General features: G+C 41.3%; 16 protein-coding genes and 1 riboswitch. Of the genes, 9 read left to right on the top strand and 7 right to left on the bottom strand.

Features of this window, described 5'->3' with window-relative positions:
- Nucleotides 1-97: 97 nt before the first annotated feature.
- Complete coding sequence (gene nudF / locus ACGF7G_RS13175) at nucleotides 98-727, bottom strand: ADP-ribose diphosphatase (RefSeq protein WP_387466050.1); 630 nt, start codon at nucleotides 725-727, stop codon at nucleotides 98-100.
- A gap of 217 nt (nucleotides 728-944) precedes the next feature.
- Between nudF and tolC the strand changes: the two genes are divergently transcribed.
- Nucleotides 945-2,336, top strand: a complete 1,392-nt coding sequence (tolC, locus tag ACGF7G_RS13180) for an outer membrane channel protein TolC (protein WP_166295743.1) — start codon at nucleotides 945-947, stop codon at nucleotides 2,334-2,336.
- Nucleotides 2,337-2,455: 119 nt separating this feature from the next.
- Here tolC and ACGF7G_RS13185 read toward each other — a convergent pair whose 3' ends face one another.
- The gene (locus ACGF7G_RS13185; RefSeq protein WP_387466052.1) at nucleotides 2,456-2,857 is read right to left on the bottom strand and encodes a DUF2628 domain-containing protein; all 402 of its coding nucleotides are present in this window, start codon (nucleotides 2,855-2,857) and stop codon (nucleotides 2,456-2,458) included.
- Between the two features lie 418 nt (nucleotides 2,858-3,275).
- On the opposite strand from ACGF7G_RS13185, the gene ACGF7G_RS13190 reads away from it, so the two are divergent.
- Nucleotides 3,276-3,992 (top strand): DUF1190 family protein, encoded by a 717-nt coding sequence (locus ACGF7G_RS13190; RefSeq protein ID WP_387466054.1) that lies wholly within the window; start codon nucleotides 3,276-3,278, stop codon nucleotides 3,990-3,992.
- Between the two features lie 6 nt (nucleotides 3,993-3,998).
- On the top strand, nucleotides 3,999-5,159 hold the full coding sequence (locus ACGF7G_RS13195) for a glutathionylspermidine synthase family protein (RefSeq protein WP_387466056.1): 1,161 nt from the start codon (nucleotides 3,999-4,001) through the stop codon (nucleotides 5,157-5,159).
- Between the two features lie 376 nt (nucleotides 5,160-5,535).
- Here ACGF7G_RS13195 and ygiD read toward each other — a convergent pair whose 3' ends face one another.
- Complete coding sequence (gene ygiD / locus ACGF7G_RS13200) at nucleotides 5,536-6,321, bottom strand: 4,5-DOPA dioxygenase extradiol (RefSeq protein ID WP_387466058.1); 786 nt, start codon at nucleotides 6,319-6,321, stop codon at nucleotides 5,536-5,538.
- A 195-nt stretch (nucleotides 6,322-6,516) separates the two neighbouring features.
- On the bottom strand, nucleotides 6,517-7,170 hold the full coding sequence (gene ribB, locus ACGF7G_RS13205; RefSeq protein WP_387466059.1) for a 3,4-dihydroxy-2-butanone-4-phosphate synthase: 654 nt from the start codon (nucleotides 7,168-7,170) through the stop codon (nucleotides 6,517-6,519).
- Nucleotides 7,171-7,323: 153 nt separating this feature from the next.
- A riboswitch (FMN riboswitch) is annotated at nucleotides 7,324-7,501 on the bottom strand.
- 136 nt (nucleotides 7,502-7,637) lie between these two features.
- Between ribB and ACGF7G_RS13210 the strand changes: the two genes are divergently transcribed.
- The 6 genes from ACGF7G_RS13210 (at nucleotide 7,638) to ACGF7G_RS13235 (ending at nucleotide 10,316) form a co-directional block, all read left to right on the top strand.
- Nucleotides 7,638-7,925 (top strand): accessory factor UbiK family protein, encoded by a 288-nt coding sequence (locus ACGF7G_RS13210; protein WP_387466060.1) that lies wholly within the window; start codon nucleotides 7,638-7,640, stop codon nucleotides 7,923-7,925.
- A 379-nt stretch (nucleotides 7,926-8,304) separates the two neighbouring features.
- On the top strand, nucleotides 8,305-8,661 hold the full coding sequence (locus tag ACGF7G_RS13215) for a hypothetical protein (protein ID WP_387466072.1): 357 nt from the start codon (nucleotides 8,305-8,307) through the stop codon (nucleotides 8,659-8,661).
- Nucleotides 8,658-8,939 (top strand): class I SAM-dependent methyltransferase, encoded by a 282-nt coding sequence (locus tag ACGF7G_RS13220; RefSeq protein WP_387466062.1) that lies wholly within the window; start codon nucleotides 8,658-8,660, stop codon nucleotides 8,937-8,939. The genes ACGF7G_RS13215 and ACGF7G_RS13220 overlap by 4 nt, the downstream gene beginning before the upstream one ends.
- Complete coding sequence (locus ACGF7G_RS13225; protein WP_387466063.1) at nucleotides 8,909-9,433, top strand: hypothetical protein; 525 nt, start codon at nucleotides 8,909-8,911, stop codon at nucleotides 9,431-9,433. Before ACGF7G_RS13220 ends, ACGF7G_RS13225 begins: the two co-directional genes overlap by 31 nt.
- 183 nt (nucleotides 9,434-9,616) lie before the next feature.
- Nucleotides 9,617-9,796 carry a hypothetical protein gene (locus tag ACGF7G_RS13230; RefSeq protein ID WP_387466065.1) on the top strand — a complete coding sequence of 60 codons (180 nt, stop codon included), beginning with the start codon at nucleotides 9,617-9,619 and terminating at the stop codon, nucleotides 9,794-9,796.
- A gap of 40 nt (nucleotides 9,797-9,836) precedes the next feature.
- Entirely contained in the window at nucleotides 9,837-10,316 is a 480-nt protein-coding gene (locus tag ACGF7G_RS13235) for an Hcp family type VI secretion system effector (protein ID WP_387466067.1), read from the top strand.
- Nucleotides 10,317-10,344: 28 nt separating this feature from the next.
- On the opposite strand, the gene ACGF7G_RS13240 is transcribed toward ACGF7G_RS13235, so the two are convergent.
- Genes ACGF7G_RS13240 through ACGF7G_RS13250 form a run of 3 tightly spaced genes read right to left on the bottom strand, consistent with a single transcriptional unit; the run spans nucleotide 10,345 to nucleotide 11,572 of the window.
- A complete protein-coding gene (locus ACGF7G_RS13240) occupies nucleotides 10,345-10,557 on the bottom strand; it encodes a hypothetical protein (protein ID WP_133815515.1) in 213 nt (70 codons plus the stop codon).
- Nucleotides 10,558-10,588: 31 nt separating this feature from the next.
- Nucleotides 10,589-11,359: a hypothetical protein gene (locus ACGF7G_RS13245; protein WP_133815516.1), complete on the bottom strand. Its 771-nt coding sequence runs from the start codon at nucleotides 11,357-11,359 to the stop codon at nucleotides 10,589-10,591.
- A 12-nt stretch (nucleotides 11,360-11,371) separates the two neighbouring features.
- Entirely contained in the window at nucleotides 11,372-11,572 is a 201-nt protein-coding gene (locus tag ACGF7G_RS13250) for a hypothetical protein (RefSeq protein ID WP_387466068.1), read from the bottom strand.
- Nucleotides 11,573-12,353: the final 781 nt, after the last annotated feature.

The raw sequence follows: 12,353 nt of genomic DNA on the forward strand, positions 1-12,353 counted from the left end.
CCTATAAACATTGACGGGCATCATAACCCGTTTTAACGCAAGAGATCTGCTGACTGGCACACACTTCCCTTTTCTCAGTTAAAAATCAGGAATTATCTTAATTCCACACTTTTTTTAACTTTTCATGGTGCAATGCCAACCATTGTATCGCAATCACTGAAGCGGCATTATCAATAATTCCCTCTTCCATCCACTGATAAGCCTGTTCACGGCTGACCACATGTACTCGGATATCTTCATGTTCACCCGACAATCCATGAATACCGGCGGCGGTAGTGGCATCCACTTCACCTACCATGACAGAGATGCGTTCAGTTGTTCCTCCAGGGCTGGAGAGATAACTCAATACCGGTTTACAACGTTTAACTTCAATTCCTGCCTCTTCCATCGCTTCGCGGCGCACCACATGCTCCACATCCTCGCCCTCTTCAATCATACCGGCAATAATTTCCAGCAACCACGGCGTTGCTTTAGTTTCTATCGCCGGAATTCGTATCTGTTCTATCAGCACAACTTCATCCCGACGCGGATCATAAGGTAACAGAGCTCCCGCATGTCCCCGTTCAAAAACTTCACGGCTGACCTCTTCACTCCAGCCACCCGCAAACAGACGATGACGGAAGCGATAATTTGTCAGTTTAAAGAATCCTTCATACAAACTCTTTTTCGCGATAATTTCCACATCCTGTTTATCCAGCACGACAGGTATTGACAGTTTTTTATTCACAAAATTCTCCTAAATACTTTCTTAATTTACTCGCCACCAAATGATATTAATCAAGCAGAGTTAAAAAATTCATCCTTTGGTGGTGTAAAGTTAAGCTTAATTAAGGCAATATGGCACAAACGGCTACCTTCAGCTGATAGCATACTCTGCTAGAATCAGTGATATTTCGTTTTTCATCAAGGCAACAAGCAAAATAGCTGCACAACAAGGAATGCAAATGAAGAAACTGCTCTCCCTTTTTATCGCTATGAGCCTAGCGGGATTTAGCTCTGTCAGTCAGGCTGAAAATCTTTTGCAGGTTTATAAGCAAGCAAAAGAAAGTAATCCTGAACTACGTAAATCAATGGCAGAGCGTAATGCGGCTTTTGAAAAAATTAATGAATCCCGTAGTCCATTATTACCTCAGTTGGGATTAAATACAGGATATACCTATAACAGTGGTTACCGCGATACGCGTGACACAGAAAACAATGCCTTGAGCGCGTCGCTTAAGCTGACTCAAACCATTTTTGATATGTCGAAATGGCGTCAGTTGAACTTACAAGAAAAAACAGCGGGTATTGCCGACGTTAGCTATCAGAGCAGTGAACAAAAACTGATTTTGGATAGTGCAACGGCTTATTTCAAAGTACTGCGCGCTATTGATTCACTCTCTTACATTGAAGCGCAGAAAGCAGCTGTTTACCGCCAGTTGGATCAAATCACTCAGCGTTTTAATGTCGGTCTGGTCGCCATTACTGATGTTCAGAACGCCCGGGCTAACTACGATAGCGTGCTCGCTCAGGAAGTAGTCGGCCGCAACGATCTGGATAATGCATTGGAAGCTCTGCGTCAGGTAACCGGTACTTATTATCCTCTGTTATCTTCGCTGAATATTGATCGCTTCAAAACACATAAACCAGAAGCAGTGGATATTCTGGTGAAAGAGGCGGAGAAACGTAATCTAAGCCTGTTATCCGCCCGTTTAGGTCAGGATCTGGCCCGTGAGCAAATCAAAGCAGCACAAACCGGTCATATGCCAACAATTGATCTAAGCGCTTCTACCGGCGTTTCAAACGTCCAGTCTCATGGCTCCGGCTATGAGCTAAATAGAAAACCCGGCAATGCCTATAATGGCGAAAACAGTGTTGGTCTAACACTCAGCCTCCCCATTTACAGCGGTGGGGCGACCAGTTCCCGCGTTGAACAGGCACAATATGGTTTTGTCAGCGCCAGCGAACAATTGGAAAGCACCTATCGCAATGTTGTACAGGTTGTCCGTTCTTCTTTTAACAACATATCTGCCTCCATCAGCAGTATCAACGCCTACAAGCAGGTTGTTGTTTCCGCGCAAAGCTCACTGGATGCAATGGAAGCGGGTTATCAGGTCGGTACACGTACCATTGTTGATGTGCTGAATGCGACGACAACGTTGTACGATGCCAAACAAAAACTGTCCAACGCTCGCTATGATTATCTGATTAATCAACTGAACATTCAGCACGCACTTGGCACGCTAAATGAGAACGATTTAGCGGCTCTGAATAATACGCTGGATAAACAGATCTCAACATCAGCCAGCAGTATTGTTCGGGAAACAAACGCACCCGCAACGTCTGGCCGTAACTAATTCAGCTCTTCAACCTTCACTAATAACAGCCCGCCAGAAAGCGGGCTGTTTTTTCCTGCCAACGACAACTTGTTCTGAAAGAAAATGCGATATTTATCTTAATGCAGGAAATATATAAATCAGAAAAATCCTTCAAATGGATTCCAACTCTGGCTATTCACCGTTTCTTTCAGATAATAAGCGTAATTAGCCGTCATTCCCCATATTGCCGCAAAACCACAGTTAACTCCCGTACTCACAGCCTGAGAGATCTCAAGATTCAGAGCACTTGCAATAATCACTAATAGCGTACTCACTACAACGGCGATGCCCAATAAGGTCAGATTCTTCCGCCATAACCCTAAAACAAAGAAGTAAATAAAACCAAAAAAGAAGGCGATAAAATTCATGTTCAACAAGATACGGTGCCTAAATGGTTCTGCTTTCATGGCAGCTTTATGCTCAGGTGCTTGAGGAGAACCGTATTGTTCATAGAATGCAAAACGCGCCTGCCATTTTTCCGAATATTGGCTTTTATCCATACTACTTAATTCCTGAATTAAAATAGAAAATACAACATCAATAATATAATAACTATTTGTTACTAATTTAAGATTATATTGCTGAGATTATTTTTTGTCGCTAAAACAGCAGATGCTGTAATTAGTAAATTCACTTACACCATAACGTTACTCGTTTAATTATCCTTAATTTACCGGAATTTATACGGGCAGGATTAATACCACAAAATATCAATTACAGCACTGATTTTTAATATTTCACAACATTAAAACCAGATTTAACGGAATACCAGATAATCAATATCCAGCAGCCGCTTTGTCAGACAAAAAATTAGGTTATCAATTCGAAGGTTTATGCTTTAATTTTGTTCATCTTTCCCCTATCCTTAGAGCTATTTCATTAAAGAATCACAGACACCTAAAATCTGGGTATACGACTATGACAATAAAACGGACCAAAAATATTAATCACGACGCATTCCGTAAGGCTTGGCGTCACTATCGCCTTGCCCCTGTGGCAATCGCTGTCAGTGCAGTTTTTATGTTATCTGCCTGTGAACAGAGTGATGAAACCGTCTCTCTTTACATGAATGCAGATGATTGTTCTCAGACAAACCCATCACAAAGTGAACAATGCACCCTTACTTACAACAACGCGTTGAAAGAAGCGGAAAAAACAGCGCCTAAATATGCGACCAAAGAAGACTGTATCGCTGAGTTTGGTGAAGCACAATGTACTCAGGCTCCGGCACAGGCGGGCCTTGGCAGCACATCTACCACGGATGGCTCCAGCACAGCAGCGAATAGCAATGCACAAGCCCAACCGCAGCAAAGTGGCAGCATCTGGATGCCTCTGATGGCAGGTTTTATGATGGGGCGTCTGATGGGCGGCGGTGCAGCACCCTCACAACCGCTGTTTAGCTCCAAATCTGCCACCAGCCCGGCAAACGGTAAATTTGTTGATGCGACAGGCAAAAGCTATGGCCCTGCGACTGCCGGTGGCCGTTCCATGACAGTGCCTAAAACCGCTATGGCACCAAAGCCGGCAACAACAACAACCATCACCCGTGGCGGCTTCGGTAACTCTGTTGCAAAACAGTCAACCATGCAACGTAGTTCTTCTTCTAGTTCTACTTCACGTTCAATGGGGGGCTAATCACGGATGAAACGCATTGCGATTACTGAGCGCCCGGACTGGCGCGAGAAAGCGACAGAATATGGCTTTAATTTTCACACCATGCATGGTGAACCATACTGGTGTGAAGATGCTTATTACCAGTTTTCTCTTGCTCAAATTGAAGAAATCGAGAATACCACTGCCGAGCTGCATCAGATGTGTTTGCAGGTAGTAGAGAAAGTCATCGATAGTGAAGAGCTGTTGACTAAATTCCAGATCCCAAAACATTGCTGGGATTTTGTCCGCAGTTCCTGGATTACCAGCCAGCCGTCACTCTATTCCCGTTTGGATTTGGCTTACGATGGTAAAAGCCCAGCAAAATTGTTGGAAAATAATGCCGATACGCCAACTTCACTGTATGAATCTGCTTTTTTCCAATGGATCTGGTTGGAAGATCAGATGAATGCTGGGTTACTGCCAGCCCATGCCGATCAATTCAACAGTATGCAAGAGCAGTTGATTGAACGCTTTGCTCAGTTGCGTGATGAACAGGGTTTTGGCTTACTGCACATGACCTGCTGTCAAGATACGCAAGAAGATCGCGGTACTATTCAGTACTTACAGGATTGCGCGCAGGAAGCCGGTGTTCCGACTGAATTCTTGTTTATCGAAGAGATCGGTCTGGGTGAGAAAGGCCAGTTTACTGATCTGCAAGACCAGGTGATCAGCAATCTGTTCAAACTCTACCCTTGGGAGATGATGTTCCGTGAGATTTTCGCCACCAAACTGGAAGATGCTGGTGTTCGCTGGTTAGAACCTGCCTGGAAAAGCATTATCTCTAACAAAGCATTACTGCCAATGTTGTGGAAAATGTTTCCGAATCACCCAAACCTGTTAGCCGCTTATTTTGCTGATGATAACCATCCAGCAATGGACAGCTATGTTATTAAGCCGTTGTTCTCACGGGAAGGGGCAAATATTCGCATCATTGAGAATGGCCAGGAAATTGCCCGTGCTGATGGTCCTTACGGTAAAGAAGGCATGATCATTCAGCAATTCCATACACTGCCAAAATTCGGTGACAGTTATACGCTGATGGGTAGCTGGCTGATCAATGATCAACCTTGTGGTATTGGTTTGCGTGAAGATCGTGAACTGATAACCCAGGATTTATCCCGCTTCTATCCGCACATTATTTTGGATTAATATCCAAACAAGGGAGGAATGAGGAAGATAGTAAAAACGCCAAAAATTCCTCCCTTAAATATCCGATGAAAAAACGTTGCACTTATCATGTGAATCCACCACCTCATTCTATTAGGCTGCTCACGAAACCGATTCCTTTTTATATAACACAAAGATAATTAAACCAATGAAATTTTTGGTGACGAAACATCAATGCATTTTCACACAATCCCTGTCTCATCGGTCAGCTATTAAGCCTTAAAAAGTAAAGAATCTGACCGTTATTGATGCTATAATGGTTAATAACTATGCCACCAAATGATTTGGAGCGCATCTATCATTTTGCCTGTCAATACAGTAAATCACATGCTAACAACCCAGCACAAAAATTGACTATTTAACCAACCTGCACAGACAACATACTCAGTGAACCGGATACAATGCCATCTACAGGAATAGAAACCACCTCTTTTCTATCCCACGTTCCCATGACATACAGCAATGGCAAAAAGTGTTCAGGAGATGGGTTGGATAACTGACCATCTTCTCTGTCCAATGCATGAACCAAAGGATAAGGCTGTTCATTGCTGGTAAGGTTATCACGTACATAATGGTTAAATCTTTCTGCCCAAGGATACGGTTCAGCATTAGGTTCTTGCCGCTTCATGGCACGAAGATTGTGTACCACATTACCGCTTCCCAGGATCAACACCCCTTCATTTCGTAAAGCAGCCAGCTTTTTCCCCAATTCATAGTGATACGTCGCGGGTTTGGCATCATCAATACTCAACTGCACCACAGGAATATTGGCCTGAGGATACATCTTAATCAGAATGCCCCAAGTGCCGTGATCTAATCCCCATTGATGGTGATCGGCATAAACCTCCACGGGTTCCAGTATTTCCTGCACTAAAGCGGCCAGCTCAGGTAATCCCTTAGCCGGATACTGAGTTTCATGCAATTCCTGTGGAAAACCGCGAAAATCATGGATAGTTTTCGGCTGAGTCATGGCAGTTACCGCTGTGCCATTGGTGTACCAATGAGCAGAAATCACCAAAATCGCTCTGGGGACAGGCAGTCTTTCGCCAAGCTCACGCCAGGCGTTGGTATAACGATTTTCTTCCAGTACATTCATTGGGCTACCATGACCAATAAACAATGCTGGCATTCTGGAAATATTCATAATGATCTCCCATACCAAATATAGATAATTTTAATACTTGTAGAGAGATTACGCCTTTCAGACCAGTAAAACAGTGTGCCAAAGGTGATTGAGTTATTCAAAAAAACTGAAAACCACAGCTTGTGCGAACTGTGGTTTTGGTAAATGCATGTACGTTATAACCGATATTTCAGCCAATTATCAGATAATTACGTTTCAACTGGCTTTCAGATCTACTGCCTGGCGATAAGCCACCAAATCTTCAATGGTTACCACTGGCATATGATGCAATTTGGCAAATTGCACTACTTCAGGAGTACGCGCCATTGAACCGTCATCATTGGTCAATTCACACAATACACCTGCTGGCTTAAAACCTGCCAAACTGACCAAATCAATTGTCGCCTCAGTATGTCCTTGACGGACTAAAACACCGCCAGGTTGAGCGCGCAGTGGGAAAACATGGCCCGGACGGTTCAAATCACTGGGCTTCGCATGATCCGCAATTGCTGCACGAATGGTAGTGATACGATCAGCCGCAGAAACGCCGGTTGTCACCCCCTGAGCCGCCTCAATGGTTACAGTAAAAGCCGTCTGGAACGAGCTGGAATTATTTTCCACCATCATGGGCAATTGCAATTGCTGCCGGCGGTCCTCGGTCAGACACAAGCAGACAATACCGCTGCCATGACGGATAGTCAGTGCCATTTGCTCTACGGTCATCGTTTCGGCCGCAAAGATAATATCACCTTCATTTTCACGATCTTCATTATCCAGCACCATCACACCGCCGCCATCACGTAAAGCGTCAATCGCGCGTTCAACACGTTCTGATGATGTGCCGTATTCAGAAAGTAGCGTCTGATTCATGGTAAAAAACCTCATTAAAATTTATGGATTACCAGAATCAGGGCAGTCTTGAGGAGTTCTCACTATGACACTGGGTCGCAACATTAATGTTATTAATACAATGTTCGTATGCCATAGCCGGAACAACAGGCGGGCAAAAAGCCCGACAGATGCCGTTATTCTCTCCCATCCGGACTATAACCGTCGGCTCCAGAATTACACTGGATCTGCTGACCTCCGATTTATCATAAAGATAACTACAAACGGAGCGCTCGCGGGCTTCACCCAGTCACCCGTAAGATGACCTGATGTTTACCGCCGGTGGGGACTTTCACCCCGCCCTGAGATAAGCCAGCAAACTATAACGCTAATATTTACCGGGGGCAATCAACAAAATCAGATGTGAAACCTGGCTCACAATGGTTTGTGGTTTTACCATCTGGTATTACACTATCGGGAATTATTTATGTCATAAAGAAGGATGCATCATGCTCGATCCCAAAAAAATTGAACAAATCGCCCGCCAGATCCAGGATTCCTTACCAAAGGGAGTTAAAGAGTTTGGTGACGATATAGAGAAAAAATTACGGATGATTTTGCAATCCCAGCTTGGCAAACTTGATTTAGTTAACCGCGAAGAATTTGATATTCAAACTCAGGTTCTGTTGCGTACCCGTGAAAAATTAACGGCGATGGAGCAGCGTTTAAGTGAATTGGAGGCGAAGCTTGAAGATAAGAATACACCATCTGGTAATAACTCAATAAAGGAAGAGTAATGGGCAAGTTAATTGCTAATTAACTTCGACACCATTTTATCTCATTGCCATTCAATTAAAGGTGATCGTTAAAACGGTCACCAAATTCAAATAGAAACACTCAAAGTTATATATCATCAGCTCCAATATACCGGATTAATATCCTGACGCTTTCGGCGTTTCAAATTTCCCCCGAATTAGGCGAAAACATCCGGCGATGTTTATTCATTCCATACGAGGGGGAGTAATTAATGGGCTATTTTTGTGATGAATGTCACACTTTTGTCATGTTAATAGGATAAATATCGTGATCTTATGGTCATAAAATTCAGAGAACAAAACTCATCTGTTTGAAAACCGGTTTCCTGAGTTTGTCTCTACACTTCAACCTGGAGATATCATTGTCTGTGATGGTATTTTTGGTATTGGCAGTTCAAGGGAACAGGCGGTGAGCACTTTGTTAGCCGTAGGTATATCTATGGTTATCGCTCCTGCTTTCGGGCGGATTTTTTTCCGCAACGCATGGAATCTTGGCTTGTTAGCGATTGAAGCCGACATTAAAGGTTTTCGTGAAGGATTAGCTGTTGAATGCTTAATTCACGAAGGCCGTTTTATCGCTGAAACGTCATTAGCGGATTTTTATCCACCATCTGAACAAATGTTGGTTGTTGTCCGCGCAGGTGGACGACTCAATTACATTCTTAATCAATTGCCCGAAAACCCATCACCCAAAGGGAAGGAGCAGAGGATAATATGACACAGCATAAAGAAAAATTTGATGGTTTGGCTAAAAGTTATGATCGCTACCGCCCTCGTTACCCGCAGGCACTTTTCCGTGAAATTTGCCACTGGCTGCCTAAAGACAGGGCACTGTCTGTTGTCGATATCGGTGCAGGAACCGGCATTGCTCTCGAAGGGCTGGCAAATCTGCTTGGTCAGCAACACCACTGCACTGCCATTGATATTTCGCAGGATATGATTGACACCGGTAAACAGAAACTGCCATGGGTCAGTTGGTTACATGGCAGCATCTAACCAATGTGGGTAATCCTGACCTGATCATAGCAGCACAATCTTTTCAATGGATGGATCGAGCAACGGTATTAAATCTGGTCAGAAACAGTCTGGCAGATAATGGCATCATAGCGATCCTGCAAAATAACCGAGATTACCGGCATAGTGAATTTCTGAATGAGTATGAAAATCTGCTGGAAGAATTAAGCCCTAACTATAGCCGTCACTATCGGGATTTTGATTATGCGCAGGAATTGAATACTACATTCCTGCATGAAAATGTCCTCCATATTACACTCAATACCTGCTGGAGTATGCCTATTCCCGGCGAAGCATTTATCGGGATGAGTCGTTCATCGACTCAAGTGCAACGTGCTTTAGCTGTCCACGGTGAGTTATTTATTGAAAGATTAAAAATGCTGGTGGATAAATATCAATTTGAGGGGAAATTGGCAATTTTATATGAAAGCCAACTGTTTATGGTTGTTAAGCAGGTTAATTCTGGAAACCAATAATGTCAGAAATAGCGATCAGCTTCTCTATACCAACTGAGAAAGATATCAAGGGCGGATTCGACTATAGATATTATTTTTAATATGTTAAATTATGCTTGCAAGAATTAATACCGAACCTCATATTAAGGGTAGGCCCAACAGTTGAGTCACCAGCCGCCATGTTGCCACCGGAAAACGCCCAATATGAGGTTTCCGGTTAGAAAAGTATCCGACATGGTTTACCGGGTATTTTTGGCGGTGCGAGATGAGGCTCTGGCGAGTGGGCACCGGAAAACAAGTGTTTTGCGTCAACCTGCGCCAGTACTAGCTTTCCATCAGATGGCGGTTCATAGTGTAACTGTTGATTCTACCCCTATCTATTGAGTTAACATCATTTGAATAAAAAACTAGGATGGTAATCTTTATGTCATACATGATCTATTTAACTTTAAACGGCAAGAAGCAAGGTTTAATCTCCGCAGGGTGTTCAACACTTGATTCTATAGGGAATCGGTATCAAAAAGGGCACGAAGACCAAATACAGATATTGAGTCTAGACCACTCGATAACTAGAGATCAAAATGTTAGTCATCACCCAATACAATTCATAAAACCAATAGATAAATCATCTCCATTATTGGCTATGTCTATAGATTGTAACGAATTATTAAATGGCGAATTTATATTCCTCCGAACAAGTCAAGCAGGGCAATTGGAATTGTTCTATGAAGTAAAAATTATAGAAGCTACAATTGTTGATATATCTTGTGTTTACCCAAATTCAATAAACAATAATGAAAAAATGCCATATGAAAAAGTACAGCTAAAATATAAATCTATCACATGGAATCATATAACAGCCGGAACATCAGCTTATAGCATATGGAATGAACGAATTTATTAAAAACATTAACTAAGCATATAAAATATGCTTAGTTAGATTTAAATGCAAAATAAGCAGTAAATAATAAAACAACAATGATACCTACCACAGTTAACAAGCCCCAATGATTTGGGAAAACAATAAACACAAAAAGAGACCAACTAAAAACACATAAAGTTGGAATAAAAGACCATATTATATAAGAATAAACCTCCTTTAGCCATGACATTATTTCTCTTCTTAACCATCCTTTACTAAACATATCTTAGCTCCTAACTAACATGACCTACAGTTCAGTTATAACCAACGATTTCCATTATAGCCAAATAAACATCATCTATATTACTCCCTTTTCCTTTTTGTATTGCAGTCATGCCTTCTTTAAATAAAGGTTCAAAAATAAAATACAACATCTCTATCTCATTAGCATAAAAAGACCAATATAAAACAGGACATTCTCTTTTTAACTTATTCGCAGATACAGCTGACTTATCAAAATAACCATAAAATTGAAACGCTAAAGTGATCGACATTCCAAGCTTCTTAAAGCCTTCCCTAATAAATGCTTTTTTAATTACTGCTACATAAATAGCTTCTGTTATAGCAGAAACAACAGCATTTTTTGCCAACCCTGATGTCTTAAATTTAGCTACTAAATACATCATATTGGCAGACGAACGAACTAATTTTTCATGCAGTTCATTTAGAAAAGCCTGATCATGCTCATGAGGCTCCAATAATTTATCTATGTAAATATCAACAAACTTTTTTATAACATTATTCTCAAATAAACCTCCTTTGGCTACCGACCGCGCCGCGAGAAAAATCCTCGCATCTTCTCTATTTATTCTTTGGTTTACATCATCATAACCGTCAAAAAAATATGAAGTTCTCCATAAAGCCCTCTGCCCTCCTTTTCCTATGGTGTGCATTGTTTCCTGTGCAACTTCCCTTACACCTTCAACCGCCTTTTCTAATCTTAAAGCAAAATCAGTTTGAGCTTCTTTTAAAATTCTTTGAGCTTCTTGTATAGCATTTTCATGGCTGTTACTATCGAATTCCATATATAACCTCAATCAATGATTAACTTTGCTTTCTTCAAATTTTAATACTAACTCTCTACCATTCGAAACACGCATTTTAATCATCTCAGTTTGAGTTACTGATAATAACTTAAAGCAGAACATCATCATTACAGCCAATTTATCCTCAGGTCTCACTGAACTATTAACCATGATATTATTTACTTTTTGCATCAAATCATCTTTCTCATCCATACAATATCTCCATTTTTAATTAAAAAATCAATATAACACATCCACATAAAAAGTGACTACATCATCAACCAAATCATTAAAAAAGGACAATAATTGACATTAATTTCCTGCAAAAGAAAATACAAACTCCAAACATTTTATTTTAGTCTATAAAAAATAACCGATGGCATAAAAATGTGTGAGGAACTTATACGGCAACCGCCTCTATCAAATAATGTTCCATTTCTTCACCTAATTTTATTCCCGGATACCAATGCTCAAATCGGGTTTTAAATCATCATTGAGTACCGCTGTGCGTGTCTGAAGTAAATAATGCGCACCTTGTTGGATCGATTTGGTAAACCAACAACAATTGGTTGCCCGATCGGAGCCTGTCGATTAAAGGTACGGTCATAAAGATCAAACTCCAAAGCCATTAATTAAAATACCCACAAAACACAAGGCAAGCTTTAAACTGTTATTAAACTTCATTTTTTTAACTGATGATTTTAATCGGTATAAAGTTTTAACCGTTTTTTTACCCCTTTTAACGCCTGCTTTTTATTAAGTTTAATCATCATCCGCTATCATGTTTTACGTTTAACAAACCTTAAACCTCTCCACTTTTTATCTTTACCAACGCTGTTTTACCTGCCTTTTTCAGCACTTAAATCCTGCCACATTAACCGTTTTATCCCTTTTTTATTGCATTGTTTTTAGGGTTTTATTCGTAAAACAACCGCTGATAAAACGCTTTAATACCTATTCCGTTCGGATAATATTCTTTTATATGCAGATTTCT

Origin of the sequence: Photorhabdus sp. RM323S, assembly GCF_042879375.1 — a bacterium.
Classification (GTDB): Bacteria; Pseudomonadota; Gammaproteobacteria; order Enterobacterales; family Enterobacteriaceae; genus Photorhabdus; species Photorhabdus tasmaniensis.

What these genes read in the sequence shown, in the direction of transcription:
- ribB (WP_387466059.1), bottom strand. Translation starts at nt 7,170, where the DNA reads ATGAATCAGACGCTACTTTCTGAATACGGCACATCATCAGAACGTGTT.
- ACGF7G_RS13190 (WP_387466054.1), top strand. Translation starts at nt 3,276, where the DNA reads ATGACAATAAAACGGACCAAAAATATTAATCACGACGCATTCCGTAAG.
- ACGF7G_RS13230 (WP_387466065.1), top strand. Translation starts at nt 9,617, where the DNA reads ATGAGGTTTCCGGTTAGAAAAGTATCCGACATGGTTTACCGGGTATTT.
- ACGF7G_RS13185 (WP_387466052.1), bottom strand. Translation starts at nt 2,857, where the DNA reads ATGGATAAAAGCCAATATTCGGAAAAATGGCAGGCGCGTTTTGCATTC.
- ACGF7G_RS13245 (WP_133815516.1), bottom strand. Translation starts at nt 11,359, where the DNA reads ATGGAATTCGATAGTAACAGCCATGAAAATGCTATACAAGAAGCTCAA.
- tolC (WP_166295743.1), top strand. Translation starts at nt 945, where the DNA reads ATGAAGAAACTGCTCTCCCTTTTTATCGCTATGAGCCTAGCGGGATTT.
- ACGF7G_RS13220 (WP_387466062.1), top strand. Translation starts at nt 8,658, where the DNA reads ATGACACAGCATAAAGAAAAATTTGATGGTTTGGCTAAAAGTTATGAT.
- ACGF7G_RS13210 (WP_387466060.1), top strand. Translation starts at nt 7,638, where the DNA reads ATGCTCGATCCCAAAAAAATTGAACAAATCGCCCGCCAGATCCAGGAT.
- ygiD (WP_387466058.1), bottom strand. Translation starts at nt 6,321, where the DNA reads ATGAATATTTCCAGAATGCCAGCATTGTTTATTGGTCATGGTAGCCCA.
- ACGF7G_RS13250 (WP_387466068.1), bottom strand. Translation starts at nt 11,572, where the DNA reads ATGGATGAGAAAGATGATTTGATGCAAAAAGTAAATAATATCATGGTT.
- ACGF7G_RS13225 (WP_387466063.1), top strand. Translation starts at nt 8,909, where the DNA reads ATGGGTCAGTTGGTTACATGGCAGCATCTAACCAATGTGGGTAATCCT.
- ACGF7G_RS13195 (WP_387466056.1), top strand. Translation starts at nt 3,999, where the DNA reads ATGAAACGCATTGCGATTACTGAGCGCCCGGACTGGCGCGAGAAAGCG.
- ACGF7G_RS13235 (WP_387466067.1), top strand. Translation starts at nt 9,837, where the DNA reads ATGTCATACATGATCTATTTAACTTTAAACGGCAAGAAGCAAGGTTTA.
- ACGF7G_RS13240 (WP_133815515.1), bottom strand. Translation starts at nt 10,557, where the DNA reads ATGTTTAGTAAAGGATGGTTAAGAAGAGAAATAATGTCATGGCTAAAG.